Consider the following 26,758-nt stretch of genomic DNA (forward strand, 5'->3'; position numbering starts at 1 on the left):
TCAGACGGCCTTGATGTTTTAGCGCTTAGCGATCCATATACAGAAACTGAATATGGCGTTCATATTGATTCAAAATATCGATAATCGCCTGCTCTTTGGTGTAGCCGAGAATATCGTAATCCTGACTGCCTTCAATCAAAAAGACTTCGGCGCGGTAGTATTTTTCATGCTCTTGGCTGGAAGCCAAATTGCCTGCTTGGCCGAGCGCGAAAATCGGTTTTTCTGCTTCAATCAGTTCCACACGATAGATAAAATCGCTTTGTTCAGGGTAACGAACGGCAATTTGATGCACCAAGCCGCCGTTTTCGGTGGTGAGCTCGACTTCAAGGCGTTTTTTTTCCAATTCAATCGCCACTTCCGCCATGGCTTGTTCCAATGTATGGGTCATGAAATGTTTGGCCGTCTGAAGGTCAGGGAAGTTGGTCAAACGGCTTAAGCGGTTGCGCCAGTTTAGGCCGTTGTCGAGCACCAATGCGCGGTCAACTTGGCCTGCTTTGCGCTTCATGCCTTCTTGGCGCAGGCTGATCCACATCGAAATCATGTACAGCACCAAAATCAGCGAGAAGGGCAAACCGGCTACCACCGACACCGATTGCAGAGAAGCAAACCCACCGGCAAACAGTAAGCCCAATGTCACCAAGCCTGTGCCGGCTGCCCAGAATAAACGCAGCCACACCGGCGCATCGGCGGTGGAAGCCAAATCGCGCGAACTCAAATTTGCCAATACCAAAGCGCCCGAGTCGGCAGAAGTCACAAAGAAAATCAAGCCGATAATCACGCCCATGGTCGACCACAAACCGGCCAGCGGATAATGTTCAAACAGCAAAAACATACCCATCGCCGGATTTTCGACTGCGGTTTTGGCCAGATCGGCCGCTTGACCGCTGTTGACCAAATCGATGGCGCTGTTACCGAAAATCGAGAACCACGCAAAGATAAAGCCCAACGGGATAAACATCACGCCGAACACAAATTCGCGCAGCGTGCGGCCGCGTGAAATGCGCGCGATAAACAGGCCGACAAACGGCGCCCATGCCACCCACCAAGCCCAGAAGAAAATAGTCCAAGCCGATTTCCATTCCGCGCCGGATTCGCCTTCATAAGCATACACGCGGAAGGTTTTGTCCATGATGGTTTGGAAATAGCTGCCGATGTTGTCCACCAAGCCGTTGAACAGAAACACCGTCGGCCCCATCACCAACAGCGCAATCAACAAGCCTGTCGCGCCCAGCATATTGATTTCGGAAAGACGGCGCACGCCTTTGTCCACGCCCGACATGGCCGATAACGCTGCTGCTGCGACTACGCCCAAGATAATGGCCGTCTGAACCGTTTTGCTGGTGTCGATGCCGAATACATGGTTCAAACCTGCATTGGCTTGCAATACACCGATACCCAAGCTGGTGGCAATGCCGAGCAGGGTGCACACCACGCCGAAAATATCGACGGTGTTGCCGAGCCAGCCGTTGACGCGTTTTTGCCCGAAAATCGGTAGCAAGGCGCTGCGTAAAGCCAGCGGCATGTTTTTACGGTAAGCAAAATAAGCCAAAGCCATGCCGATCAGCGCGTAAATGCCCCAGCCGTGCAAACCCCAGTGTAAAAAAGTTTGCGCCAAGGCCGCGCGTGCCGCTTCAGGTGTGCTGCCTTCGCCGATATTGGGTGCAAGGTAGTGGGTGAGCGGTTCGGATACGCCGAAAAACAGCAAATCAATGCCGATACCAGCGGAAAACAACATCGCCGCCCACGCCAAAAACGGAAAAGCCGGTTTGTCTTGGTCTTGCCCGAGTTTGATGTCGCCGTAGCGCGAGACGCCGACAAACAGCGAAAACACGCCGTAAGCAGCCACCACCAGCATGTAATACCAGCCGAAATGGTCGGATACCCATTTGAGCGCACCGCCGAGCACGGTTTCACTGACGGCAGGAAATAAAATGGTGAACAAAATCAGCGCCACCGTAATCACAGACGATGCCAAAAACACGGTTTTATTCACCGCTAGCTTGGCGCCGCCGGAAAACGCGGAATTCTGCATAGGCTTTCTCCTTATGTTTGATTGATTATTGTCGGGGGATAAGGCCGTCTGAAAAGCATCCAGGTTTCAGACGGCCTGAAGATGAAACTTAATCGGGAAATTCTTCGCTTGGGCGGTGGGTCGGCACTTCTTCTTCACCGCGGTGATAGCGTTCCGCTTCTTCGGCAGGGCGCTTAATCGGCAATGTGTCCGGCAGCACCAAATGCGCTTCGATGCGGAGCACTTTGATAATCGCGAATAACATCAAAATCAGAATAATCGTAAACGGCAAACCGGCCACAATCGAACCCGCTTGCAGGCTTTTCAAACCGCCCGCCACCAGCAGCGCCATAATGATGCCCGACAGCAAAAAGCCCCAGACAATTTTCAGGCGCAATGTCGGATTGAGCGCACCGCCGCTGCTCATGCTGGCCAGAATATGTGTGGCCGAGTCAGCAGAGGTAATCAGGAAGGTGGCAATCAACACCAGCGTGGCGGTAGAAGTAAATGTGTGCAGTGGGAATTGCTCCAAAAAGGCAAACATCGCCAGCGTGTAATCATTGGCCACTACCTGCGCCAAGCCCGCATTGGCATACAAATCCTGATAAATCGCCGTGCCGCCGAATGCCGCAATCCATAAAAACGAAATCAGCGGCGGCACAATCAACACGCCCACAACAAATTCACGAATGGTGCGGCCACGCGAAATGCGGGCGATAAACGCGCCGATAAACGGGCTCCATGAAATCACCCATGCCCAGTAAAACACCGTCCATTTTTCTACCCAGTTGCTTTCTTTGCGGAACGGGTCAAGGCGCAGGCTGTAATCGATAAAGTGCGTCAAATAATCGCCGATGCCGGTCACGAGCGATTTCAACATCACCGAAGTCGGCCCCAGAATCATGATAAACAGCGTCAAACCGAGCGCAATCGCCATATTGATGTTTGACAGCCATTTCACGCCGCGGCTTAAGCCCGACGAGGCCGAAATCACGAAAATCACCGTAATCACCGCCAAAATCGCCGCGTGTGTCCACGGATTGCCCGGCAGGCCGTACACATAGGTCAGGCCGCCGTTAATCTGCAATACGCCCATGCCGATGGACGTAGCAATACCCATCACGGTGGCAATCACCGCTAAAATATCGACCGTGCGGCGCCAAAAGGTCGGGTAATTGTGGCCAAACAGCGTTTCCATCGAGGTCGATACCAAGCTGTCTTTCTTAATCCGGTATTGAAATAAGCCGATAATCAGGCCGGCAATGGCAAAAATCGACCATTGCGACAAACCCCAGTGGAAATAAGTATAGCCCATCGCCATGCGTGCGCTCTCAATCGAACCCGGCTCAACACCTGGCAGCGGCGGGCTGGCAAAATGCGTCATCGGTTCGGCCACGCCCCAAAACACAATCCCTACGCCCAAGCCGCCGGAAAAGAGCATACCGATCCATGAAGCGGTGCTGAATTCCGGTTTCTCATCGAAACGCCCCAGCTTCAATTTGCCGTAGCGCGTGAAAATCAGCCCGATTAAAAACACATCAAACACAAACACCGACAGCATATACAGCCAGCCGAAATGCGCCGCGATGTATTGGTAAATCACATCGGCGTAGTGGCCGAAGGCTGCGGGAAACATCAAACCGATGGCGGTAATCGCCACAATCAATACAGCAGAAATATTCAAAACAGTAAGTTGTTTCGACATGATTTTCTCCAAGATTGTTGGATGGTATTAAATTATTTTATTTTGAATAATTAATATACGCCCTTATCGAAAGACATTCAATTGGCAAGGGGACAGGCTTTTCAGACGGCCTGATGCGCATCAAAAGGCCGTCTGAAAGCCGAGTTAAGGGTTCTTATTGTTTTCATTGTTTTGCTGGCGCATTTCTTCATAAATCGCCTGTTGCGCCAATACCGAGCCTTCCGGTGCCTGCGAAGTATCGCCGTCTTCCCACGGTGCATTATCCGGCACGGTTTCGATGTGAATGGTGCTGAGTGAATAATCCGGTTGGTAGTGTAAATCGTATTTGGCTGCTTTGATGGTTGCCAACATGATTAAACTCATGATGATCAGCAAAGGCGCACCGGCAAAAATCGAGGCCGTCTGAAGGGTGGACAAGTCGCCGATAAACATCAACACCGCCGGCATGAAGCATAAAGTAAACGCCCAGAACAAGCGGTTCCAGCGGTGTGGCTCGTCGTTGACTTCATGCTGCACCACCGAAGAAAGAATGTAGGAAATGCTGTCGAACGTGGTGGCAGTGAAGATAATCGCCAACACGGTAAACACGGCAATCACCAATTTCGCCATCGGCAAGGTGTTCAATACGGCAAAAATAGTGGCGGTAGCACCTTGCTCATTCAACACGGCCACCACATCGAGCGCGCCGGTCAATTGCAGATACATGCCGTAGTTGCCCAAGATGATGAAAAACACCGAGCAGCCGAGCGAGCCGAAGAAAATCGAGCCGACCGCCATTTGACGGATGGTGCGGCCTTTGGAAATTTTGGCGATAAACAAACCGATGGTCGGCGCAAACACCAGCCACCATGCCCAGTAGAACACCGTCCAATCCTGAGGGAAGCCTGTTTTTTGGAAGCCGTGGCCGGAGAATTCGCCGAATGCTTCCGTCCACGTCATCATCTTAATCATATTGGTGAGTGAGCGGCCAATGCTTTCCAAGCCGGTATTGAGCATAAACACCGTCGGCCCCGTCACCAACACAAACAGCAAAAACGCCACAGCCATATAGAAATTGATGTTGGATAAAAATTGAATGCCGCCGCGCAAGCCCTGATAGGCGCTGTAGGCAAAAATCAGCGTGGTCACCAGCAGCACCACCAATTGCATGGTGATGTCTTTCGGTGTGTTGAAAAGTTCGTGCAGGCCTTCAGTAATCATGGGTGAGGCCAAACCGAGCGAGGTCGCGCCGCCGCCAATCATGCCGAACACAAAGAAAATATCCACCAGCTTGCCCCAGTTGCTCTTGGCGAATTTCTCGCCGAAAAGCGGCATCAGGCTTTGGCTGACCTTCAAAATCGGCGAATTGCGTACATGGGCAAAATAGGCAATTGACACGGCGGGCACCAATTGACGTCCTTCCCTCCCTGAAGGGAGGGAATTCCTACGGCGATTTGTGAACGGCATTGAGCCATTCACAAATCGCTTCGGTGGGTTTCTGCTGCTGACCGCCTTACTGCACGGTTCACTTCACAGACGCTACGGGCACGTCCTGCCCTGAAACTTCATTTTACTTTTGCGCTGCCAAAATCTCTTGACCGCGCTTTAACACATTGATTGCACCCACAATATCCGCATTGTTTTGATAGCCACATTGCACACATTCAAAGTTTGCCTGTGTTTGACGGTTATCTTTGGCAGTATGTCCGCAAGCTGGGCAACAACGACTGGTATTTTGTGGCGGAACAGCCACCAAATGCCCACCGCGCCACAACAGCTTATAGTCCAACTGACGGCGAAACTCAAACCAAGACTGGTCTAAAATCGCACGGTTTAAGCTTGATTTGGCAGCAACGTTTTTTCCATGCTGCACGGCGTTGCCTTTAGCGGATTTGGACATATTCGCCACCTGCAAATCTTCCACATACACAATCGCGTGGTTTTGGCTGATTGCGCTGCTGATTTGGTGCAGGTAGTTTTTACGGATATTGCTGATTTTGTGGTGCAAACGGCTGATTTTTGCTTTCAGTTTCTGCCAGTTTTTGCTGAATTTGGTTTTGTGTTTGAACTGTTTTTGCAGTTTTGCTAGTTTGCCTTTCAACGTTTTGAATGCGTTGATTGGCTCAAAAAACTGACCATTGGACAATGTTGCAAATTTGGCAACACCCATATCAATCCCAGTTTCGCCACCGTTTGGCTGCGCGATTTCCTGCTCGGTTTCGGTTTGCATAGATACAAACCATTTACCGCATTTTTGCGATACGGTTACGTTTTTCAGGCTGCCTGAAACGTGTCGGCTGTTGCGATAGCGCACCCAACCGATTTTGGGCAAATAGATACGATTATTTTGCTGCTCCAATTTACAGCCTTGCGGAAAGCGGAAACTGTCTTTTTCGCCTTTGCGTTTGAATTTGGGGAAATCTGCGCGTTTGGCAAAGAAGTTTTTGAATGCGCTTTCCAAGTCTTTCAAACTTTGCTGCAAAACTTGGCTGTGGCAGTCTTTTAGCCAGTCTAATTCTCGTTTCCATTCAGGCAGCAAATTTGCGATTTTGGTGTAGCTAAATTTGAACGAATTATCTTGTTGATATTGTTCGTTTTGATACGCCAAAGCACGATTGAATACGAAACGCGAACAACCGCAAAATTGTTTCATTTTGCGGATTTGCTCGCCGTTTGGCATCAGTTCAAATTTGAATGTTTTGAGTATTAACATGATTTCATGGATAATGGAATTTTTAGCAATTTTACACTTGGTCTATGGAAAAAGAAACTGATTTAAGACGTGGTCGGCACGTTGTTTTTAATCTTCATGTACATTTGGTATTTGTCGCAAAATATCGCCGAAAAGTGTTCACAAAAGAAATTTTGGACGATATGCGCGGTATTTTTGAGAGCGTCTGCACCGATTTTGAAGCGCAACTGGTGGAATTTGACGGCGAAGATGACCATGTTCATTTACTTGTGAACTATCCGCCCAAAGTGTCTATTTCAAAACTGGTGAACAGCTTGAAAGGTGTATCTAGCCGCATGATTAGACAGAAAAATTATCCAAGCATCAAACAAAAATTATGGGGCGGTGCGTTGTGGTCGCCGTCTTATTTTGCAGGTAGCTGTGGTGGTGCGCCGATTACGATTATTCGGCAGTATATTGAACAGCAGAAAACGCCTGATTAACTGAATATCAACGGTTTTAGGACTGCTACGCAGTCCGCGCCTTATATCTCCGCCGTGAACGGCGAAGTTTTACGGCGCAGCCTGATAAATCGCCCACGCCACCGGCCCCCAGTGGAACATGCCGTAGGTCGCCGCCCAGCGCACGGCTTCCGGCGATTTCGGTTCAATGCCGAAAGGCGGGCCTTGATAGTAGTAAACCCATTCCAAAATGCCCCAGTACATAATGCTCGCGCCGATGCCGCCGCAAAACATCATTGCCGCCCACGAGCCGGTTTTGAATTCGATGTCGTCTTCGGGTTTGCCTAATTTGATGTTGCCGATGTCGGATGAGCAGATATACACCACAAACAAAATCGACAACACGCCAAACGCCAAATAAGCACCGCCGAGTTTGTTGGTGACAAATTGTTTGGTCGCACCGACCCATGCCGCGCCTTGCTCGGGGAACAGCACCAAAGGCAGGGTCACGGCAAACAGAATCAGCAGCGTGCCGAAAAAAGTAAATTTATCAATGCGGGTATCGGGCGTGGCCGAGGTTTTTTGACGGAAATATTGATCGGTATTGAACATACCCAAATGGCGCGAATGCGTCATTTTGACCGGTTTGTATTTAAGTTCGGGGCGGGAATCTTTATTCATGGGATGACTTTCTTATTGTTATGTCACGATAAATGAGCATGTGTTTTCAGACGGCCTTTTCTAAGCATTAGGCCGTCTGAAAAACCGTTAGCCGCGTTTGGCTTGGCCACGCACGGGCGCACCGTTGGCGACATAATAGTCTGCCTCTGATTTCGGCAGCTTGCGGCCGCGCATGGCATCGGCGATTTTTTCACCGATCATGATGGTGGTGGCGTTCAGGTTGCCGGTGATGATGTCGGGCATGATGGACGCATCGACCACGCGCAAGCCTTCCACGCCGTGTACGCGACCTTGGTTGTCGACCACGGCATCATTGCCTTCGCCCATCGCGCAGGTGCAAGACGGGTGGTAGGCGGTTTCGGCGTGGTTGCGCACATATTCGTCGATTTGTGCATCGGTTTGCACGTCTAAGCCCGGGGTGATGATGGCGCCGCGATAAGGGTCGAGCGCGGGCTGATCCATAATTTCGCGTGTGATGCGGATGGCGGCGCGGAATTCTTCCCAGTCTTGTTCATGGCTCATGTAGTTGAACAGAATGCTCGGATGCTCGGCCGGATTGCGTGATTTGAGTTTGATGCGGCCGCGGCTGAGCGAGCGCATCGAGCCGACGTGGGCTTGGAAGCTGTGTGATTTGCTGGCATTGCGGCCATCGTAGCGCACGGCTATCGGCAGGAAGTGATATTGGATATTCGGCCACTCGAATTTTTCGTGGCTGCGGATAAAGCCACCGCCTTCAAAGTGGTTGGTTGCGCCCAAGCCGGTGCCGTTGAACAGCCATTCCGCGCCGATGGCGGGTTTGTTCCACCAATGGGTTGCCGGCGCGATGGAAACGGGCTGGGTGCATTCGTATTGCATGTAGAGTTCGAGATGGTCTTGCAGGTTGTTGCCCACGCCCGGCAAATCCAAGATTTCGCTCACACCTGCTTCGGCCAGCCATGCGCCGGGGCCGATGCCGCTGCGTTGCAGGATTTGCGGTGAGGCAATCGCACCGGCCGAGACAATCACCTCTTGTCGCGCTTCCACGGTTTTCAGACGGCCTTGATGCTCAAAACGCACCCCGCGCGCGCGTTTACCGTCAAACAGCACCACATCGGTCAGTGCGCCGGTGAGAATGGTGAGACGTTCGCGGTGTTTGGCCATGTCGAGATAACCGCGTGAAGTGGACGAGCGGCGGCCTTCGGGATTGACAAACCTATCCATCGGACCGAAGCCTTCTTGTTGGTAGCCGTTTAAATCATCGGTGCGCGGATAGCCTGCATCCACACCGGCCTGAATCATGGCTTCGAATAAGGGATTGGCGTCTTTTTTGGCGGTGGTGACGTGAATCGGGCCGTTGCCGCCGTGGTAATCGTTTTCACCGGCATCGCGGTGTTCCGATTTTTTGAAATAGGGCAGGCAGTCGAGGTAAGACCAGTCGGCCAAGCCGTCTTTTTTTGCCCAATGGTCGAAATCAAGCGCGTTGCCGCGGATGTAACACATACCATTAATCAACGACGAGCCGCCCAAACCTTTGCCGCGGCCGCAGTCCATCACGCGGTTGTTCATGTAAGGTTCGGGGTCGGTTTTATAGCCCCAGTTGTAGGTGGTGCCTTGCAGCGGCATGGCCAATGCGGCGGGCATTTGGGTGCGGAAATCTAAGCGGAAATCGGGCAAACCGGCTTCCAACAGTAAAACGGAAACGTTTTCGTCTTCGGTCAAACGCGCCGCCAACACCGCGCCTGCGCTGCCTGCGCCGATGATGATGTAGTCGTAAGCGGATTTTAAAGTCGGGTTGGGATGAATCATCTTGTATTCCTTTCTTGTTATCGGTTTGACGGAAGATATGCTCGAGGCCGTCTGAAGCGCTTAATCGCTTTGATTGCTTTGGCCGCTGTAGTTGCGGTCGCGATCCAGCGTTTCGATGCAGTCGCGCATCCATTGCCATGCCAGCGTTTGCTGGTCGCCGTAGGCATCCCATAGTGCATCTTCGCTCAATACGCTGTATTCGCCCTGCGTGGTTAAGTCGGGCTGCCAGCCTTGTTCTTCGGCTTCCAAGCAAGCGCGGTATTCGCCGCCGAAGTAAAACGTTGCCAATTCGCGCATAATCGCGTCGCCGCGCTGCCAGTCTTGGCGTGCAGCTTCGAGTTTGGGCAGAAGCTGCGTCCATTCACGGTAGAGGGCTTGGATTTCGTCAAGGCGTTGTTGGGTGGGTTGGCTCATGAGTTTTCCTTAAAGATTAAACATGGTTTTCAGACGGCCTTAAAACACCGATTGAAACTCACCCAAATCCACCAAAACCGATTTGATTTGGGTGTAGTGCATCAGGGTTTGCACGCCGTTTTCGCGGCCGATGCCCGATTGTTTGTAGCCGCCCACCGGCATTTGCGCCGGCGATTCGCCCCATGCGTTGAGCCAGCAGATACCGGCTTGCAGACGGCCGATGATGCGGTGGGCGCGTTTGATGTCGTTGGACACCACGCCCGCGGCCAAGCCGTAATCGGTGTTGTTGGCGCGATCGACGGCTTCGTCTTCGGTTTCATAAACCAAAATGCTCATCACCGGCCCGAAAATCTCATCGCGGCAGATGGCCATGTCGTCGGTGCAGTCGGTGAACACGGTCGGCGCAACGTAAGCACCATCGGCCAAACCGTCATCTCTCAGACGGCCGCCGCCGGTTAAAAGCGTGGCGCCTTCCTGTTTGCCGCGTTCGATGTATTCCAACACTTTTTCCATATGCGGGAAGCTGGCCAATGGGCCGAAATTGGTGGCTTCATCGAGCGGGTCGCCAATGCGGATGCGATTCACGCGCTCGATGATTTTTTGTTCAAACTCGGCTTTCAAGGTTTTCGGCACAAACACGCGCGTGCCGTTGGTGCAGACTTGGCCGGAGCTGTAGAAATTTGCCATCATGGCAATGTCGGCGGCGGTATCTAAATCGGCGTCGTCGCAGATAATCAGCGGCGATTTGCCGCCCAATTCCATGGTGACGTCTTTCAGGCTGCTTTCGGCGGCTTGTGCCATCACTTTTTTGCCGGTCGGCACACCGCCGGTAAAGGAAATTTTGGCGATGTACGGATGATTGCTCAATGCCGCGCCGACACGTCCGCCGCCTTGCACCACGTTAAACACGCCATCGGGCAAACCCGCTTCGGTGAAAATTTCCGCCAGCTTGATGGCGCCCGTAGGCGTGGTTTCGCTTGGTTTGAACACCATTGCATTGCCCGCCGCCAAAGCAGGGGCGGCTTTCCACATCGCAATTTGAATCGGATAATTCCACGCACCGATGCCGCCGACCACGCCCAATGGCTCTTGGCGCGTATAGGCAAACGCATTTTCGCGCAACGGAATTTGGCGGCCTTCAATGGCCTGCGCCAAACCGGCATAATATTCAATCACATCAGCACCGGTCACCACATCGACATACAGCGTTTCCGACAAAGGCTTGCCGGTATCCAGCGTTTCGATGCGGGCGAGTTCGTCATTGCGCGCACGCAAAATTTCTACCGCTTTGAGCAGAATGCGGCTGCGTTCCACCGCCGTCATCGCCGCCCAAACTTTCTGGCCTTCAATGGCCGTCTGAACCGCGCGTTCGATTTCGGCGTCATCACTTTCCTGCACGCGGGCAAGGATTTCGCCATTGGCCGGATTGATGTTGTCGAAAGTGTCGGCATTCGGATTCGGGGTGACATGGGCGCCGTTGATGTAAGCAGTAAGCGTTTGCATGATGAACTCCTTCACGATAATCGGTTTTGATTTTGGTATAAATTCTCAACTACTTCTTACCATAACATAAATTGAACATTATTCAAAATCCGCATGAAAGCAAGGTTTTGCTTGAAAAGTATTCATAAAAATCAAGCTATCGTTTTAAGGTAAACAGCTTTTCAGACGGCCTGATTGCGTTTAAAACCTTACGAAAAGCCGATTTTCGGTTAGAATCGGGAAGTCTGAAATTTCTGTTTCAGACGGCCTGACTTTTAGGTTGAGGCCGTCTGAAAAAAGTAACCATTAAGCGAGAAAATTTATGAGCCAATACGTTTATTCCATGCTGCGCGTGAGCAAGGTTGTGCCGCCGCAAAAAACCATTATTAAAGACATTTCATTGTCGTTTTTCCCCGGTGCCAAAATCGGCCTGTTGGGCTTGAACGGCGCGGGTAAATCCACCGTGTTGCGCATTATGGCGGGCGTGGACAAAGAATTTGAAGGCGAAGCCGTGCCGATGAGCGGCATCAAAATCGGCTACCTGCCACAAGAGCCGGAGCTTGATCCGGAAAAAACCGTGCGCGAAGAAGTCGAAAGCGGTTTGGGCGAAGTGGCTGCCGCGCAAAAACGCTTGGAAGAAGTGTATGCCGAATACGCCAATCCCGATGCCGATTTTGATGCATTGGCAGAAGAACAAGGCCGTCTGGAGGCGATTATTGCGGCTGGTTCGTCAACTGGTGGCGGTGCCGAACACGAATTGGAAATCGCCGCCGACGCGCTGCGCTTGCCCGATTGGGACACCAAAATCGGCGTGTTATCGGGCGGTGAAAAACGCCGCGTGGCCTTGTGCAAACTGTTGTTGAGCAAGCCTGATATGCTGTTGTTGGATGAGCCGACCAACCACTTGGATGCCGAATCAGTCGAATGGCTGGAGCAATTTTTGGTGCGCTTCCCCGGCACCGTGGTTGCCGTGACCCACGACCGCTATTTCTTGGACAACGCCGCCGAATGGATTTTGGAACTCGACCGTGGCCACGGCATTCCGTGGAAAGGCAACTACTCTTCATGGCTGGAGCAAAAAGAACAACGCTTGGCCAACGAAGCCAAATCCGAAGCCGCCCGCATCAAAGCCATGAAACAAGAATTGGAATGGGTGCGCCAAAACGCCAAAGGCCGCCAAGCCAAATCCAAAGCCCGTTTGGCGCGTTTTGAAGAAATGAGCAATTACGAATACCAAAAACGCAATGAAACACAGGAAATCTTTATCCCTGTGGCCGAGCGTTTGGGTAACGAAGTGATTGAGTTCACCAACGTGAGCAAATCGTTTGGCGACAAAGTATTGATTGACGACTTGAGCTTCAAAGTGCCGGCCGGTGCGATTGTCGGCATCATCGGCCCCAACGGCGCGGGTAAATCGACCCTGTTCAAACTGATTTCCGGTAAAGAACAGCCCGATTCCGGCGAAGTGAAAATCGGCCAAACCGTCAAAATGTCGCTCATCGACCAAAGCCGCGAAGGCCTGCAAAACGACAAAACCGTGTTCGACAACATCGCCGAAGGCCGCGACATCTTGCAAGTCGGCCAATTTGAAATCCCCGCACGCGCCTACCTCGGCCGCTTCAATTTCAAAGGCAGCGACCAAAGCAAAATCGCCGGCAACCTCTCCGGCGGCGAACGCGGCCGCCTGCACTTGGCCAAAACCCTGCTGAGCGGCGGCAACGTCTTACTGCTCGACGAACCATCAAACGACCTCGACGTCGAAACTCTGCGCGCCCTCGAAGATGCTTTGCTCGAATTCGCCGGCAGCGTGATGGTGATCTCGCATGACCGCTGGTTCCTCGACCGCATCGCCACCCACATTCTCGCCGCCGAAGGCGACAGTAAATGGGTGTTCTTCGACGGCAATTACCAAGAATACGAAGCCGACAAAAAACGCCGCTTAGGCGAAGAAGGCGCAAAACCGAAACGGATTAAGTATAAACCGGTAACACGTTGATTTAATTGAGTGATGAAAAGGCCGTCTGAAAAAATAGTTTTTCAGACGGCCTTTTCTATACCGAAAGTTAATCAAGCTTGAACCGCACGTTCTAAAGTCTGATTAATCCATTCATTTAAACTGATGTTGCTGGCGGCAGCGGCAGTCGCGGCGGCGGCGTGAATTTTCGGGCTGATGCGCACATTGAAGCGGCCGGAATAGTGTTTGTAAGGCTCTAAACCTTGTTCGGCGCAGACATCAAGAAAAGTTTGCAAACTTACCGCACCTTCTTTATGTAAGTCGGCCACGTTGTCGGCATAAAAATCCGCGCCGCCATTAAGGCCGATAAATTCGCCGCGCAGCATTTCGGTTTCAGGATCGTATTGGATGACGGCTTTGTGGCCGTTGATGGTCATGATGTTGTTCATGGTTTTACTCCGTTGGCTTCAAGCCATTTTCTGACGGCGGCAACTGCGCCTTTGTCGGTATCGGGATTTGGGTGTGGGCGATGGAAAACTTGAACTTGGCCAAACAGAATCACAGCGATACGGCTGCCTTCACGTTCTTGAATGTCCGCGCCGATTTCTTGAAACAAGGCTTCGATGTCTGCCCATTTAATGTTGCCCGATACAGGCCGTTTGAAAATTAAGGCTAGGGTTTTTTGGTGTTTTTTCTTCATGATTTGATACCGTATTTTGGTACTACTTTATCGGAAATCAAAGCGCAATGCAATGGCTTGTGAAGCGTGAATGATGGGCAGACATAAAAAGGCCGTCTGAAAAAATAGTTTTTCAGACGGCCTTTTCCTTTAAAATAATGCTTCGGCATATTCATCACAACGGGGCAGCATGAAAAATAAATCAATCAAACAATCGGCCAAGCCGGATTTGAAGGCGGGGTTTAATGAAGTTTTGGCGGCGTATCAGCGGCAGGATTTTCAGACGGCCTTGGAGAAGGCGCGGGGATTGTTGACCTTTTATCCGCAGCAGGATGCTGTTTTGAATATGGCGGGGGTGATTTTGGCGCAAACCAACCGCGAAGAAGAAGCGGTGGCGATGTGGCAGAAGATTCCAGAAGCGAAGAAAAGCCATTCGGTGTTGAACAATTTGGGCAATGCCTGCCGCCGTCTGAAAAAATGGGATTTGGCGGAGCAATATTTGCGCAAGGCCTTGAAATTGAAGCCGGATCATGCCGAGGCGCATTGGAATTTGGTGTTGACGCTCAATGATGCGGGGCGCAATGCGGAGGGTTTGCAGGCGGTGAAGGCGTTTTTGGCGTTGAAACCGAATGATGCGAATGGTTTGGAATACGCGGCGATGTTGGCGTTTAATGCGCAGAATTTTGCCGAGGCCGATACGTTTCAGACGGCCTTGTTGGCGCAGCAGCCTGAGCGTGCAGATATTTGGTTGAGCAATGCGTGGGCGAGACGCCGTCTGAAACGTTATGCGCCGGCGGAAGCAAGTTACCTGAAAGCTTTGGCGCTGGACGAACAGAATTACGATGCTTGGTACGGTTTGGCGAAAATGCGCCATTTTCAGCAGAAATATGAAGAAGCGTGTGAAGCGTTGACGCGGGCGGTGGCCTTGCGACCGGACAGCATTGAAGCGCAAAGCGATTTGGCTTTGAATCGCCTGTATATTTTGGGGCAGGCAGAGCAGGGCGTGGCGGAGAGTTTCCGCTTGGGCGATTTGTATGCGGCGCAGGCGGAAAATGTGCGCGTGCATGAAATTCGGCCGAAAGAGAGGCTGCACATCGGGCTGGTGTCGTCGGATTTGCGCCATCATCCGGTGGGCATGTTTGCGCAGGGTTTGTTGTGTTCCGAAGCGGCCAAGCAGTTTGATTGGACGGCCTATGCCAATTCACCGATTTTTGACGCATTGAGCGAAACCATCCGCCCGACTTTTCAGGCGTGGCACAAGATTGATGATTGGTTGGATGAGCAGGTGATGGCGCAAATCGCTTCAGACGGCATTGATATTTTGATTGATTTAAACGGCCACACCGCCGGCCACCGCATGGGTGTGTTTGCCGCGCAAGCCGCGCCGGTGCAGGCTGCGTGGTTGGGCTATTTCGCCACTACCGGTTTGCCGACCATGCAGGCGCTGATTGCCGATGGGTATTGTGTGCCGGAAAGCGAAGAAAAACTCTACCGCGAAAAAGTGTATCGCCTGCCGCACACGCGTTTGAATATGCGCGTGCCGGAGTTGGATCTTGCGGTGAACGAATTGCCCGCCCTGAGCAACGGCTACATCACGTTTGGCTGCTTCCAAAATCTGACCAAGCTGAATGATAACGTGTTGAAAACATGGGCGGCGGTAGCGAAAAAATACCCAAGCGCGCATTGGCGTTTTCAGACGGCACGCTTAACCGAAGGCAGTGATGAGCAAGTTGCGTTCAAGCAAAAATTACTTGATTTGGGTTTTTCAGACGGCGTATTGCATTTTCACGGCATGAGCGGCTACGAAGATTATTTTGCCGCGCATCATGAAGTGGATGTGGTGTTGGACAGTTTCCCGTTTCCGGGCGGCACGACCACGGTGGATGCACTGTGGATGGGTGTGCCGACGTTAACCTTGGCTTTGGAAGGGATGTTGTCGCGCCAAGGGCAGCAGCTTTTGTCGGCGGCGGGTTTGCCGGATTGGGTGTGTTCGCGCCTTGATGAGTATTTGATGAAAGCGTTTTACTGGGCGGATTCGGCGCATTGGGCCGAACTCGATACTTTGCGCCAAAGCTTGCGTGCGCAGGTGTTGGCCAGTCCGCTGTATGAGGCGGAAACCTTTGCCCGCGATTGGTGCGATACGGTAAAAACAATATGGCAGGATGCGTGTGAAAATAGATAGTTGATAAAAAGAGGCCGTCTGAAACTTTCAGACGGCCTTTGATGTGTGTTTTAACGGAGTTTTGTTGTGAAGCGTAAAGGAAAAATCAAACTGTTTTCTTGCGCAGTGAAGGATGGTTTTGCAAGTTATCTAAAAGGATATCAAGCATGCGCGGGGCGACAAGGTGCAGCTCGAAATTGTGTGGCGCAGACAGCCATTGCTGAATCAGGCCATCGATGCTGCATTTGACGAACACCGTAGCAAATTCGATATCCAGATTTTCATCTAAAGCGTGCTGCTCAACGCATTCGGCCAAAACCATATTGAGCTTGTGGTTCCATAAGGTTTGGTATTTGGCCACCAGCGAAATGATGGCTTCGTTTTGCTCGGTGTGTTCGCATTTGAGAAACAGAATATTGTAAAACTTATTATGCAGGCTGTTGTTTTCCAAACGCTCGAAAAATTTCATCAAGGACAGGCGGAAATTTAGCCAGCTGTCTTTGTTGGCGCTTTCCAAATCCTGCACCAAACAATTTTCAATGTCGTCTGAAATGCGTTGGAACAAGCCGTCGAACAAATCTTCTTTGCTTTTAAAATGCCAATATAAAGCACCGCGGGTCACACCGGCGGTTTGGGCGATTTCGTTGAGTGAAGTGCGGGCCACCCCTTTTTTGTAAAACGTCTCCAAAGCGGCCAACATTAAATGTTCTTTGGTCTTCAATGCCTCGATTTTGTTTTTTCTCATTTTGTGTTCAAATCTTTATGTAAAAAATTCCGTGTATTATAAAAAATAATTTCATAACATGCAATAATGTATGTATAATGACGCCCGTAATCACAGCTTATATAATCAATGTTTTAGTCAAAAAATTGATGTTTTCTTGCCCGCCTTACCGGTTCAAACGTGTAAGCAGGCAGTTAGTGTTTATAGGTTGTGTGTAATAAATTTACAGAAACAATCAAGACGATAGGAAAAGTAATGAATCTTCATGCTTCTCAAATGCTGCGTGTGGCAGTAATTGCCGCTGCAACCGCTTTGGCTTTGTCGGCCTGCGGAAAAGGCGATGACGCGCAGAAACAAGGCGGTCAAAACGCTCAAGCCCAACAAGAAGCCCGTGCGCCTGAAGTGGGCGTGGTAACGGTGTATCCGCAAACGGTTTCTTTGACCACGGAATTGCCGGGTCGCTTGGAATCTATCCGTACTGCACAAGTACGCGCGCAGGTAGGCGGTATTATTGAGAAACGTTTGTTCCAAGAGGGTAGTTATGTCCGCGCCGGTCAGCCGTTGTATCAAATCGACAGCGCCACTTACGAAGCCAACTTGGAAAGCGCACGTGCGCAATTGGCGACTGCAGAAGCGGCCTTGGCCAAAGCCAATGCTGACTTGGCACGCTACAAACCATTGGTAGAAGCCGATGCCATCAGCCGTCAAGAATACGACGCAGCCATCACGGCTAAGCGTTCGGCCGAAGCCAACGTGAAAGCCGCGCAAGCTTCGATTAAATCAGCCGGTATTAATGTTCGCCGCAGCCGCATTACTGCGCCGATTTCAGGTTTTATCGGTCAGTCTAATGTTTCCGAAGGTACGCTGGTAAATGCGGGTGATACTACCGTATTGGCTACTATTCAACAAACCAATCCGATGTATGTGAATGTGACCCAATCGGCCACCGACATCATGAAGCTGCGCCAAGATATTGCCGAAGGTAAATTGCAAACCGTCAACGGCGGCATCCAAGTCGGCATTAAATTTGAAAATGGCAGCATGTATAACCAAACCGGCCGTTTGCTGTTTGCCGACCCGACCGTAAACGAATCAACCGGTCAAGTGACTTTGCGTGCGGCGATTCCGAATGAAGACAATATCTTGCTGCCGGGTCTGTATGTGCGCGTGTTGATGAATCAGGCTGATGTGGCCAATGCCTTTGTGGTGCCACAACAAGCGGTGACCCGTGGTGATAAAGACACTGTAATGATTGTGAATGCCCAAGGCGGTATGGAGCCGCGCGTGGTGACTGTAGCGCAACAGCAGGGTGCATATTGGATCATTACCGAAGGCTTGAAAGAAGGCGACAAAGTGATTGTCGACGGCACCATGATTGCCGGTATGACCGGTGCGAAAAAAGTAACGCCGAAAGAATGGACACCGCCTGCCGAAGCCGGTCAAGCGCAGCAGGCTTCACAAGCTGAGGCTTCAGCGCCACAAGCCGCTTCTGCACCCGCACCGGCAGCGCAAGCGGAAGAAACCGCTGCTGCTTCTGAAGCCAAGAAGTAAGGATGCACTAAATGTCTAAGTTTTTTATTGACCGCCCCATTTTTGCATGGGTAATTGCGATTTTTATCATCGCAGCGGGTATTCTCGGCATTCAAAATCTGCCGATTTCGCAATATCCTTCCGTAGCCGCGCCGACCATTTCCATGACCGCCACCTACCCGGGTGCCTCGGCTCAGGTAATGGAAGACAGCGTATTGGCCGTCATCGAACGTAATATGTATGGCGTCGAAGGGCTGGATTACATGACGACTTCTGCCGACTCAAGCGGCAGGGGTACAGTAAGCCTGACCTTCACACCGGAAACCAATGAAGATTTGGCACAGGTTGACGTGCAAAACAAATTGTCGGAAGTCTTGTCTTCGTTGCCTTCTACTGTACAGCAATACGGTGTAACGGTATCGAAAGCACAATCCAACTTCCTGATGGTGGTGATGCTGTCGTCTGAAGTGCAGTCTGCCGAAGAGATGAACGACTATGCGCAGCGCAACATCGTGCCTGAATTGCAACGTATCGACGGTGTCGGCCAAGTGCGTTTGTTCGGTGCGCAACGTGCAATGCGTATTTGGGTGGATCCGGCCAAATTGCAAAACTATAACTTGTCGTTTGCCGATATTTCCAGCGCATTGCAAGCGCAGAATATTCAAATTTCTGCCGGTTCGATTGGTGCATTGCCTGCTGCACAAGGTCAAACCATGGCCGCAACCGTGACTGCCCAAGGCCAGTTAAGCACGGCTGAAGAATTCGGTAATATTATTTTGCGTTCCGATACCACCGGTGCCAACGTTTATCTGAAAGATGTGGCTAAAGTGACTTTGGGTATGCAGGATTACTCGACTTCAACCCGTCTGAACGGTACGCCCACTACCGGTATGGCGGTGATGCTGTCAAACAGTGGTAATGCCATGGCGACCGCTACAGCCGTAAAAGAGCGCATGGAAACATTGCAACGCTTCTTCCCGGAAGGCATGAGCTGGCAAGCACCTTACGATACTTCGACTTTCGTTGAATTATCGATTGAAAAAGTGGTGCATACCCTGCTTGAAGCGATTGTGCTGGTGTTCTTGGTGATGTATTTGTTCCTGCAAAACATCCGCTATACGCTGATTCCGACCATTGTGGTGCCGATTTCGCTGTTGGGTGCGTTTGCCTTTATTTCCTATATGGGCATGTCGATTAACGTATTGACCATGTTTGCGATGGTATTGGTCATCGGTATTGTGGTCGATGATGCGATTGTGGTGGTGGAAAACGTCGAGCGTATTATGGCGACGGAAGGTCTGCCGCCAAAACAAGCCACCAAAAAGGCGATGGGTCAGATTACCGGTGCGGTAATCGGTATTACCGCGGTATTGATTTCGGTATTTGTGCCATTGGCAATGTTTAGTGGTGCCACCGGTAATATTTACCGCCAGTTTGCCATCACAATGGCTTCGGCGATTGCATTCTCAGCTTTCTTGGCCTTAACGCTGACACCGGCTTTATGCGCCACCATGCTGAAGCCGATTCCGAAAGGTCATCACGAAGAGAAAAAAGGTTTCTTCGGCTGGTTTAACCGCAAATTTGATGCCGGTACGCACCGTTATACCGGTGTGGTGGGTAAGGTATTGAATAAAGCAGGCCGCATGATGGTGATTTATGTGTTGCTGGCTGCAGTAGGTGTGTTCTTCTTTGTTCGTTTGCCGACGTCGTTCTTGCCGACTGAAGACCAAGGCACGATTATGTTGAATGTGCAATTGCCTGCCGGTGCGACCAAAGAGCGTACCGATGCGACTTTGGCGCATGTCAACCAATTGGCCAAATCCATGCCTGAAGTGCGTGATGTCGTTGCCGTATCGGGCTTCAGCTTCTCGGGTTCCGGTCAAAACATGGCGATGGGCTTCATTATTCTGAATGATTGGGCGGAACGTACCGATCCAAGCAGTGGTGCGGCAGCTGTGGCCGGTAAATTAACCGGCGCAATGATGGGCACGATTAAAGACGGTTTTGGTTTGGCCATTGTGCCACCGGCCATTATGGAATTGGGTACCGGTTCAGGCTTAACCATTTACCTGCAAGACCGCAACAGCTCAGGCCATGGCGCACTATTGGCCAAACGCAACGAACTGCTGCAAAAAATGCGTCAAAGCCCGATTTTTGATGCCAGCACAGTTCGTTCTAATGGCTTGGAAGATGCACCGCAACTGAAAATTGACATTAACCGTCAGTCTGCTGCTGCACAAGGCATCAGCTTTGCCAATATTCAGAGCATGTTGTCGAACGCTTTGGGTTCTGCTTATGTGAACGACTTCCCGAATAAAGGCCGTCTGCAACGCGTAATGGTGCAAGCTGATGCATCTGCCCGTATGCAGCCTGCTGATATTCTGAACATGACCGTGTTAAACAATTCCGGCGTGGCGGTTCCATTCTCCAGCATTGCCACCGTTTCTTGGCAAACCGGTATGGAACAAAGCGTGCGCTTCAACGGCTATCCGGCCATGGAAGTGACCGGTACACCGGCTACCGGTTATTCTTCAGGTGAAGCCATGGCTGCTGTGCAGCAGATGGTGGACGAAATGGAAGGCGGCTACAGCTTAGAGTGGGGTGGTCAGTCTCGCGAGGAAGCCAAAGGCGGCTCGCAAACCTTGATTCTGTATGCATTCTCGATTGCAGCGGTATTCTTGGTGTTGGCGGCGCTGTATGAAAGCTGGTCAATTCCGTTGGCCGTGATTTTGGTGATGCCGCTGGGCTTGGTCGGTGCTGCATTAGGTGCGACAGGCCGAAATATGTTTGAAGGTTTGTTCGGTGCGCCACCGGCTTATCTGAACGACATTTACTTCCAAGTCGGTTTCGTGACCGTGATGGGTTTGAGTGCGAAAAATGCGATTTTGATTATTGAGTTTGCCAAAGACTTGCAAGCTCAAGGCAAGAGCGCGTTGGACGCAGCATTGGAAGCTGCCCGTCTGCGTTTCCGTCCGATTTTGATGACCTCGTTTGCGTTTATTCTGGGTGTGGTTCCGCTGTATATTGCCAGCGGTGCCAGCTCGGCCAGCCAACGTGCCATCGGTACGACGGTATTCTGGGGTATGTTGATCGGTACGATTCTGTCGGTGTTCTTGGTGCCGCTGTTTTATGTGGTGGTGCGTAAGTTCTTTAAAGAAACCGCACACGAGCATGAAATTGCTGTTCAACAAGCCGCCGCTGCGGGTATGTTGACCGACGAAACCACGCAATCTGACGCTGATAAGCACTAATCGAAGCTAACAGGCCGTCTGAAAAAGACTTTATTTTTCAGACGGCCTTAAGGATTTATTATGAAAAATACAACCATCAAACCTGTGTTGAGCGCAGTGGCTGCTGCGGTGCTGTTATCGGCCTGTTCGTTGATGCCAAAATACGAGCAGCCGACGGTGGCCGTTGCCGACACCTTCAAACACGATACTGCCGAACCGGGCATTCAGGCCGCTTCATTGGGCTGGCAGGATTATTTTGCCGACCCGCGCCTGCACCGTTTAATCGAAATCGCATTGGAACGCAACACCGATTTGCGCCAAGCTGTATTGAATGCCGAAATCTACCGCAAACAATACATGATTGCGCGTAATGATTTGTTGCCGAGCATTGACGGCAGCGGCAGCGCAACCCGTTCACGTACTGCGCGCGATATGAGCAGTACCGGTTCGTCATACGTCCGTGAAGCCTATACCGTGGGCTTGGGCGTGGCTTCTTACGAAATCGATTTGTTCGGCCGTGTGCGCAGCACCAGCGAAGCCGCTTTGCAAGGTTATTTCAACAGCGCCGCCACCCGCGATGCCACGCATTTGACTTTGGTTTCCAGCATTGCCAAAGCCTATTTCAACGAACGCTACGCCGAAGAATCCATGGCTTTGGCGCAACGTGTGTTGAAAACGCGTGAAGTGACTTACGATTTGTCGAAACTGCGCCATCGAGCCGGTGTGATTTCCGCTGTGGACTTGCGCCAACAAGAAGCCTTGATTGAATCGGCCAAAGCGGATTACGCTTCTGCCGTACAAGCCCGCGAACAAGCGCGTAACGCTTTGGCTTTATTGATTAACCAGCCTTTGCCGGAAGACTTGCCGAAAGGCTTGCCATTGAACCGTCAGTTTAAAATTGACCGCCTGCCGGCCGGTTTGAGCTCAGAAGTATTGCTGAACCGTCCTGACGTGCGTGCAGCGGAATTTGCGCTGAAACAAGCCAACGCCAACATCGGCGCGGCGCGTGCAGCGTTTTACCCACGCATCAGCCTGACCGGTTCTTTGGGCACTGGTTCTACTGAATTGGACGGCTTGTTTAAAGGCCCGAACCGCATGTGGTCGTTTGGTCCGTCAATCAGTATTCCGATTTTCAACTGGGGCACCAACAAAGCCAATCTCGACGTCGCCAAATTGCGCCAACAAGCCCAAGTGGCCGCGTATGAAAACGCCGTGCAATCTGCCTTCCAAGACGTATCCAACGCCTTGGTAGTACGTCAGCAGCTTGACCAACGCTACACCGCCTTAATCAAACAAAGCCGCTCATATGGCGACTACCTGCGCCTAGTCAACCTGCGCTACAAACACGGTGTATCCAGCGCCTTAGATTTGCTTGATGCCGAGCGCAGCAGCTATGGTGCCGATACGCAAGTATTGGCCACCCAGCTGACCCGCTTGGAAAATCTGGCGGATTTGTACAAAGTATTGGGCGGCGGTTTGAAACGCTTTACCAACGATCCGGTTGAAACCAGCAATTAAGGTTTGAATCATGAAAAAAATGCCGTCTGAAAAACAAAAGTTTTTCAGACGGCATTTTTAATTTTGATGGCTCAGAAAATCAATATCAACGCTTAATCGCCAACGTCAACACACCCGCCGTCACCAAAGCCAAGCCAATCCATTCTTGTATATTCGGGCGTTCATCCAAAAACACCACCGCCATCAGCGCGACCAAGACCAAGCTGAATTTATCCACGGGCGCGACTTGCGAGGCATTGCCCATTTGCAGCGCTTTGAAATAGGCCAGCCATGATGCACCGGTAGCGAGACCGGAGAGAATCAGGAATGTCCAGTTGCGGCCGGTAAAGCTTTCTACGCCTTGCCATTTCCCGGTGTAGGTGAGAAACAAAGCCAGCGCGGCGATGATGACCAGTGTGCGGATAAAGGTGGCAAAATCCGAATCAATGCCCTGCAAACCGGCTTTGGCAAAAATGGCGGTAAGTGCGGCGAAAAATGCTGAAGCCAATGCCCAATAAAACCAAGTAGCACCCATGTGAAATCCCTTTTTTTTAAATATTTTAAATAGAAATAAAACAAGAAGCTTTCAGACGGCCTGATAAGCCGTATTAGGCCGTTTGAAAACAAAAAACAGTCTCTCAATTTGAAAAAATGCGGTTCGTTCTCAAAAACGTTATAATGCCATGATACACCCAATTCCATCTACTTGGAGGAGAAAACATGAGTTTCAAAACCGATGCCGAAATCGCGCAAGCCGCAACCATGCAGCCGATTGCCGACATTGCGGCCAAGCTTGGCATTGCCCATGAAAAGCTGGAGCCATATGGTCATTACAAAGCCAAAATCAATCCTGACGAAGCGTTTGCGCTGCCGAAAAAACAAGGCCGTCTGATTTTGGTGACCGCCATCAACCCAACCCCAGCAGGCGAGGGTAAAACCACAGTAACCATCGGTTTGGCCGATGCCTTGAACTACATCGGTAAACAGACCGTGATTGCGCTGCGTGAGCCGTCTTTAGGCCCAGTGTTTGGCGTAAAAGGCGGTGCGGCCGGTGGCGGTTATTCGCAAGTGTTGCCGATGGAAGACATCAATCTGCACTTTACCGGCGATTTCCACGCCATCGGTGCGGCTAACAATCTGCTGGCGGCCATGTTAGACAACCATATTTATCAAGGCAACGAGCTGAACATCGACCCAAAACGCGTGCTGTGGCGCCGTGTGGTGGACATGAACGACCGCCAACTGCGCAACATTATTGATGGTTTGGGCAAAAGCGTTGACGGCGTGATGCGCCCTGACGGCTTTGATATTACCGTTGCTTCCGAAGTAATGGCCGTGTTCTGCTTAGCCAAAGACATCAGCGATTTGAAAACACGCTTGGGCAATATTTTGGTGGCTTACGCCAAAGACGGCAGCCCGGTTTACGCCAAAGATTTGAAAGCCCACGGCGCAATGGCGGCCTTGTTGAAAGACGCGATCAAACCGAATTTGGTGCAAACCATTGCCGGCACACCAGCATTCGTCCACGGCGGCCCGTTTGCCAACATCGCCCACGGCTGTAACACCGTGTTGGCGACCCGTTTGGCGAAGCACTTGGGCGATTATGCCGTGACCGAAGCCGGTTTCGGTGCCGATTTGGGCGCGGAAAAATTCTGCGACATCAAATGCCGCTTGGCTGAATTAAAACCTGATGCCGCTGTGGTGGTGGCTACCGTGCGCGCGCTGAAATACAACGGCGGTGTGGAACGCGCCAACTTGGGCGAGGAAAATTTAGATGCATTGGCCAAAGGTTTACCAAACTTGCTGAAACACATCAGCAACCTGAAAAACGTATTTGGTCTGCCGGTGGTGGTGGCGCTCAACCGCTTTGTATCCGACACCGATGCCGAATTGAAGCTGATTCAAGACGAATGCGCCAAGCAAGGCGTGGAAGTATCGTTGGCCGAAGTATGGGCGAAAGGCGGCGAGGGCGGCGCGGACTTGGCGCAAAAAGTGGTTAACGCCATCGAAACCCAGCCGAACAACTTCCAATTCGCCTACGAAACCGACCTGCCGATTAAAGACAAAATCCGCACCATTGCGCAAAAAATCTACGGCGCGGCCGATGTGGAATTCAGCGCCGAAGCCAACGCCGAAATCGCCTCGCTGGAAAAACTCGGCTTAGACAAAATGCCCGTGTGCATGGCGAAAACCCAATATTCATTGAGCGACAACGCCGCTTTATTGGGTAAACCCGAAGGCTTCACCGTCAGCGTGCGTGGCATTACCGTATCCGCCGGCGCAGGTTTCATTGTTGCCCTGTGCGGCAACATGATGAAAATGCCGGGCTTGCCGAAAGTGCCGGCGGCGGAGAAGATTGATGTCGACGAAAATGGCGTGATTCATGGCTTGTTCTGATAGTAAGTAGGTAAAAGGCCGTCTGAAAGTAATATGTTTTCAGACGGCCTTTCTTCTCTATAAATCATTAAATTTTTTTAAAAAATTAACATGATCTTCTTGGGAGTAAAGTTCAATTCTAGAGATCTCAATAATTTTTTTATTTTTAAATTTAAAAATTACTTCATCTCTAAATCCCATTACATATGGTTTATTAGCTTTTTTTGAATTATCTATAGTAATGATTTCTAGGAAACTATCATTATCTATATCATTAAAAATATACCCAGACATTGTATTTACTGTAACTGAGTCTAAGAGCACCAAGGAAGACATATTATTATTTCTAGAAAATTGATATATTTCTAATTTACAACTGTAAGAGCCATCTGTAGACTGAATTAGTAATTCTTCTTTGCCATCATGGTCGATATCTAATTTTGTAATGTGATAAGGAGATGAAACTTTTTCTTGGAAGTCGTATGGTGTAATAACTTTATCTTGAGCAGAAACTCCTAACATTCCTATTAATTCAAATGGTTGGGCTTGCTGTTTATTCAGTAATTCTTTTTGCATTTTCCCATTAGCTATATTTGTATAAACTGCATAGATGAATGAAACTACGCCAATAATCCATCCGGACCAAGTTAAAAAGGTAGTAATTTGATTATTTTCTGACATTGTTTTTTCTCAATTATTTGCTTTTTATAATACCGTAAGGAAGGTATTGTAAATAGTCTTTATTTCTACAACTACATCAAATCTTTTATAATAACGGCAATTCAATACAAAAGGCCGTCTGAAATGACCCAAAACACAAACAATCTCTGCTGGCTCGACATGGAAATGACCGGCCTCTATCCCGAAACCGACAAAATCATCGAAGTGGCGATGATTATCACTGACCAAGATTTGAATGTGTTGGCGCAATCTGAAGTGTATGCTGTGCATCAAAGTGATGATGTTTTGAACGCGATGGACGAATGGAATACAGCAACCCACGGCCGCACGGGGTTGACCCAACGGGTGCGCGAGTCAAGCTACACCGAAGCGGAAGTCGAGCAGAAATTACTCGATTTCATGGCTGAATGGATTCCGGAAAAAGCCACGCCGATGTGCGGTAACACCATTCATCAAGACCGCCGCTTTATGGTGAAATACATGCCGCGCTTGGAAGCGTATTTCCATTACCGCAATTTAGATGTGTCCACTCTGAAAGAGCTGGCCAAACGCTGGCATCCGGCTGTGGCCAAAGGCGTGGTGAAACGCGGTTCGCATCAGGCTTTGGACGATATTTTGGAAAGCATCGAAGAAATGCGTTATTACCGCGAGCATTTTTTGAAATTGCCACAATAGGGTAAAACAGGCCGTCTGAATGTTTCAGTTTCAGACGGCCTTTTATCATTCAGACATCAAAC

21 protein-coding genes are annotated in these 26,758 nt (G+C 50.6%); 8 read left to right on the forward strand and 13 right to left on the reverse strand.

Going from position 1 to position 26,758, the window contains the following annotated elements; translation table 11 throughout:
- Positions 1-25 precede the first annotated feature (25 nt).
- From betT to GJV52_RS07910, 4 genes are all read right to left on the reverse strand, one after another.
- Entirely contained in the window at positions 26-2,032 is a 2,007-nt protein-coding gene (gene betT, locus GJV52_RS07895) for a choline BCCT transporter BetT (protein ID WP_095503568.1), read from the reverse strand.
- Positions 2,033-2,120: 88 nt separating this feature from the next.
- Positions 2,121-3,716 carry a BCCT family transporter gene (locus GJV52_RS07900; RefSeq protein WP_100564288.1) on the reverse strand — a complete coding sequence of 532 codons (1,596 nt, stop codon included), beginning with the start codon at positions 3,714-3,716 and terminating at the stop codon, positions 2,121-2,123.
- Between the two features lie 144 nt (positions 3,717-3,860).
- A complete protein-coding gene (locus GJV52_RS07905) occupies positions 3,861-5,093 on the reverse strand; it encodes a BCCT family transporter (RefSeq protein WP_229439401.1) in 1,233 nt (410 codons plus the stop codon).
- Between the two features lie 172 nt (positions 5,094-5,265).
- The gene (locus GJV52_RS07910) at positions 5,266-6,408 is read right to left on the reverse strand and encodes an RNA-guided endonuclease InsQ/TnpB family protein (RefSeq protein ID WP_095503172.1); all 1,143 of its coding nucleotides are present in this window, start codon (positions 6,406-6,408) and stop codon (positions 5,266-5,268) included.
- Positions 6,409-6,452: 44 nt separating this feature from the next.
- Here GJV52_RS07910 and tnpA point away from each other — a divergent pair, with 44 nt between their 5' ends.
- Entirely contained in the window at positions 6,453-6,869 is a 417-nt protein-coding gene (tnpA, locus tag GJV52_RS07915) for an IS200/IS605 family transposase (RefSeq protein WP_095503171.1), read from the forward strand.
- Positions 6,870-6,938: 69 nt separating this feature from the next.
- Here tnpA and GJV52_RS07920 read toward each other — a convergent pair whose 3' ends face one another.
- From GJV52_RS07920 to betB, 4 genes are all read right to left on the reverse strand, one after another.
- Complete coding sequence (locus GJV52_RS07920; protein WP_229439402.1) at positions 6,939-7,508, reverse strand: BCCT family transporter; 570 nt, start codon at positions 7,506-7,508, stop codon at positions 6,939-6,941.
- 87 nt (positions 7,509-7,595) lie between these two features.
- Positions 7,596-9,293, reverse strand: a complete 1,698-nt coding sequence (gene betA / locus GJV52_RS07925) for a choline dehydrogenase (protein WP_095501880.1) — start codon at positions 9,291-9,293, stop codon at positions 7,596-7,598.
- Positions 9,294-9,353: 60 nt separating this feature from the next.
- Positions 9,354-9,707 carry a DUF4298 domain-containing protein gene (locus GJV52_RS07930; RefSeq protein ID WP_100563903.1) on the reverse strand — a complete coding sequence of 118 codons (354 nt, stop codon included), beginning with the start codon at positions 9,705-9,707 and terminating at the stop codon, positions 9,354-9,356.
- Between the two features lie 39 nt (positions 9,708-9,746).
- Entirely contained in the window at positions 9,747-11,210 is a 1,464-nt protein-coding gene (betB, locus tag GJV52_RS07935) for a betaine-aldehyde dehydrogenase (RefSeq protein WP_100563905.1), read from the reverse strand.
- 301 nt (positions 11,211-11,511) lie between these two features.
- Here betB and ettA point away from each other — a divergent pair, with 301 nt between their 5' ends.
- Positions 11,512-13,185: an energy-dependent translational throttle protein EttA gene (gene ettA, locus GJV52_RS07940; protein ID WP_095501877.1), complete on the forward strand. Its 1,674-nt coding sequence runs from the start codon at positions 11,512-11,514 to the stop codon at positions 13,183-13,185.
- 71 nt (positions 13,186-13,256) lie between these two features.
- Here the strand turns inward: ettA and GJV52_RS07945 are convergent, their stop codons facing one another.
- Both GJV52_RS07945 and GJV52_RS07950 read right to left on the reverse strand, forming a co-directional pair.
- Complete coding sequence (locus GJV52_RS07945; protein WP_100563907.1) at positions 13,257-13,592, reverse strand: type II toxin-antitoxin system HicB family antitoxin; 336 nt, start codon at positions 13,590-13,592, stop codon at positions 13,257-13,259.
- A complete protein-coding gene (locus GJV52_RS07950) occupies positions 13,589-13,843 on the reverse strand; it encodes a type II toxin-antitoxin system HicA family toxin (RefSeq protein WP_095502107.1) in 255 nt (84 codons plus the stop codon). Before GJV52_RS07950 ends, GJV52_RS07945 begins: the two co-directional genes overlap by 4 nt.
- Positions 13,844-14,012: 169 nt before the next feature.
- Here GJV52_RS07950 and GJV52_RS07955 point away from each other — a divergent pair, with 169 nt between their 5' ends.
- Positions 14,013-16,004, forward strand: a complete 1,992-nt coding sequence (locus tag GJV52_RS07955; RefSeq protein WP_100563910.1) for an O-linked N-acetylglucosamine transferase, SPINDLY family protein — start codon at positions 14,013-14,015, stop codon at positions 16,002-16,004.
- An 85-nt stretch (positions 16,005-16,089) separates the two neighbouring features.
- On the opposite strand, the gene mtrR is transcribed toward GJV52_RS07955, so the two are convergent.
- On the reverse strand, positions 16,090-16,728 hold the full coding sequence (gene mtrR, locus GJV52_RS07960; RefSeq protein WP_100563912.1) for a multidrug efflux system transcriptional repressor MtrR: 639 nt from the start codon (positions 16,726-16,728) through the stop codon (positions 16,090-16,092).
- A gap of 234 nt (positions 16,729-16,962) precedes the next feature.
- Here mtrR and GJV52_RS07965 point away from each other — a divergent pair, with 234 nt between their 5' ends.
- The 3 genes from GJV52_RS07965 to GJV52_RS07975 are packed head-to-tail and all read left to right on the forward strand — an operon-like array spanning position 16,963 to position 22,985.
- A complete protein-coding gene (locus GJV52_RS07965) occupies positions 16,963-18,258 on the forward strand; it encodes an efflux RND transporter periplasmic adaptor subunit (RefSeq protein ID WP_095502445.1) in 1,296 nt (431 codons plus the stop codon).
- Between the two features lie 11 nt (positions 18,259-18,269).
- Positions 18,270-21,488 (forward strand): efflux RND transporter permease subunit, encoded by a 3,219-nt coding sequence (locus GJV52_RS07970; protein WP_100563914.1) that lies wholly within the window; start codon positions 18,270-18,272, stop codon positions 21,486-21,488.
- A 60-nt stretch (positions 21,489-21,548) separates the two neighbouring features.
- Positions 21,549-22,985, forward strand: coding sequence for an efflux transporter outer membrane subunit (locus GJV52_RS07975; protein ID WP_100563916.1), 1,437 nt, complete (start codon positions 21,549-21,551; stop codon positions 22,983-22,985).
- 85 nt (positions 22,986-23,070) lie between these two features.
- Here the strand turns inward: GJV52_RS07975 and GJV52_RS07980 are convergent, their stop codons facing one another.
- Positions 23,071-23,499 carry an EamA family transporter gene (locus GJV52_RS07980; protein WP_095502442.1) on the reverse strand — a complete coding sequence of 143 codons (429 nt, stop codon included), beginning with the start codon at positions 23,497-23,499 and terminating at the stop codon, positions 23,071-23,073.
- A gap of 185 nt (positions 23,500-23,684) precedes the next feature.
- Here GJV52_RS07980 and GJV52_RS07985 point away from each other — a divergent pair, with 185 nt between their 5' ends.
- Positions 23,685-25,361 carry a formate--tetrahydrofolate ligase gene (locus GJV52_RS07985; RefSeq protein ID WP_095502441.1) on the forward strand — a complete coding sequence of 559 codons (1,677 nt, stop codon included), beginning with the start codon at positions 23,685-23,687 and terminating at the stop codon, positions 25,359-25,361.
- Between the two features lie 57 nt (positions 25,362-25,418).
- Here GJV52_RS07985 and GJV52_RS07990 read toward each other — a convergent pair whose 3' ends face one another.
- A complete protein-coding gene (locus tag GJV52_RS07990) occupies positions 25,419-26,021 on the reverse strand; it encodes a VCBS repeat-containing protein (protein ID WP_154143259.1) in 603 nt (200 codons plus the stop codon).
- Positions 26,022-26,144: 123 nt separating this feature from the next.
- Between GJV52_RS07990 and orn the strand changes: the two genes are divergently transcribed.
- Positions 26,145-26,696 carry an oligoribonuclease gene (orn, locus tag GJV52_RS07995; protein WP_095503103.1) on the forward strand — a complete coding sequence of 184 codons (552 nt, stop codon included), beginning with the start codon at positions 26,145-26,147 and terminating at the stop codon, positions 26,694-26,696.
- Positions 26,697-26,758 lie beyond the last annotated feature (62 nt).

The organism is Neisseria brasiliensis (assembly GCF_009671065.1).
Taxonomy (GTDB): Bacteria; Pseudomonadota; Gammaproteobacteria; order Burkholderiales; family Neisseriaceae; genus Neisseria; species Neisseria brasiliensis.

What these genes read in the sequence shown, in the direction of transcription:
- GJV52_RS07910 (WP_095503172.1), bottom strand. Translation starts at nt 6,408, where the DNA reads ATGTTAATACTCAAAACATTCAAATTTGAACTGATGCCAAACGGCGAG.
- GJV52_RS07970 (WP_100563914.1), top strand. Translation starts at nt 18,270, where the DNA reads ATGTCTAAGTTTTTTATTGACCGCCCCATTTTTGCATGGGTAATTGCG.
- GJV52_RS07950 (WP_095502107.1), bottom strand. Translation starts at nt 13,843, where the DNA reads ATGAAGAAAAAACACCAAAAAACCCTAGCCTTAATTTTCAAACGGCCT.
- betA (WP_095501880.1), bottom strand. Translation starts at nt 9,293, where the DNA reads ATGATTCATCCCAACCCGACTTTAAAATCCGCTTACGACTACATCATC.
- GJV52_RS07980 (WP_095502442.1), bottom strand. Translation starts at nt 23,499, where the DNA reads ATGGGTGCTACTTGGTTTTATTGGGCATTGGCTTCAGCATTTTTCGCC.
- GJV52_RS07975 (WP_100563916.1), top strand. Translation starts at nt 21,549, where the DNA reads ATGAAAAATACAACCATCAAACCTGTGTTGAGCGCAGTGGCTGCTGCG.
- GJV52_RS07920 (WP_229439402.1), bottom strand. Translation starts at nt 7,508, where the DNA reads ATGAATAAAGATTCCCGCCCCGAACTTAAATACAAACCGGTCAAAATG.
- GJV52_RS07990 (WP_154143259.1), bottom strand. Translation starts at nt 26,021, where the DNA reads ATGTCAGAAAATAATCAAATTACTACCTTTTTAACTTGGTCCGGATGG.
- ettA (WP_095501877.1), top strand. Translation starts at nt 11,512, where the DNA reads ATGAGCCAATACGTTTATTCCATGCTGCGCGTGAGCAAGGTTGTGCCG.
- GJV52_RS07945 (WP_100563907.1), bottom strand. Translation starts at nt 13,592, where the DNA reads ATGAACAACATCATGACCATCAACGGCCACAAAGCCGTCATCCAATAC.
- orn (WP_095503103.1), top strand. Translation starts at nt 26,145, where the DNA reads ATGACCCAAAACACAAACAATCTCTGCTGGCTCGACATGGAAATGACC.
- GJV52_RS07985 (WP_095502441.1), top strand. Translation starts at nt 23,685, where the DNA reads ATGAGTTTCAAAACCGATGCCGAAATCGCGCAAGCCGCAACCATGCAG.
- GJV52_RS07955 (WP_100563910.1), top strand. Translation starts at nt 14,013, where the DNA reads ATGAAAAATAAATCAATCAAACAATCGGCCAAGCCGGATTTGAAGGCG.
- tnpA (WP_095503171.1), top strand. Translation starts at nt 6,453, where the DNA reads ATGGAAAAAGAAACTGATTTAAGACGTGGTCGGCACGTTGTTTTTAAT.
- GJV52_RS07965 (WP_095502445.1), top strand. Translation starts at nt 16,963, where the DNA reads ATGAATCTTCATGCTTCTCAAATGCTGCGTGTGGCAGTAATTGCCGCT.
- betB (WP_100563905.1), bottom strand. Translation starts at nt 11,210, where the DNA reads ATGCAAACGCTTACTGCTTACATCAACGGCGCCCATGTCACCCCGAAT.
- GJV52_RS07930 (WP_100563903.1), bottom strand. Translation starts at nt 9,707, where the DNA reads ATGAGCCAACCCACCCAACAACGCCTTGACGAAATCCAAGCCCTCTAC.
- betT (WP_095503568.1), bottom strand. Translation starts at nt 2,032, where the DNA reads ATGCAGAATTCCGCGTTTTCCGGCGGCGCCAAGCTAGCGGTGAATAAA.
- mtrR (WP_100563912.1), bottom strand. Translation starts at nt 16,728, where the DNA reads ATGAGAAAAAACAAAATCGAGGCATTGAAGACCAAAGAACATTTAATG.
- GJV52_RS07900 (WP_100564288.1), bottom strand. Translation starts at nt 3,716, where the DNA reads ATGTCGAAACAACTTACTGTTTTGAATATTTCTGCTGTATTGATTGTG.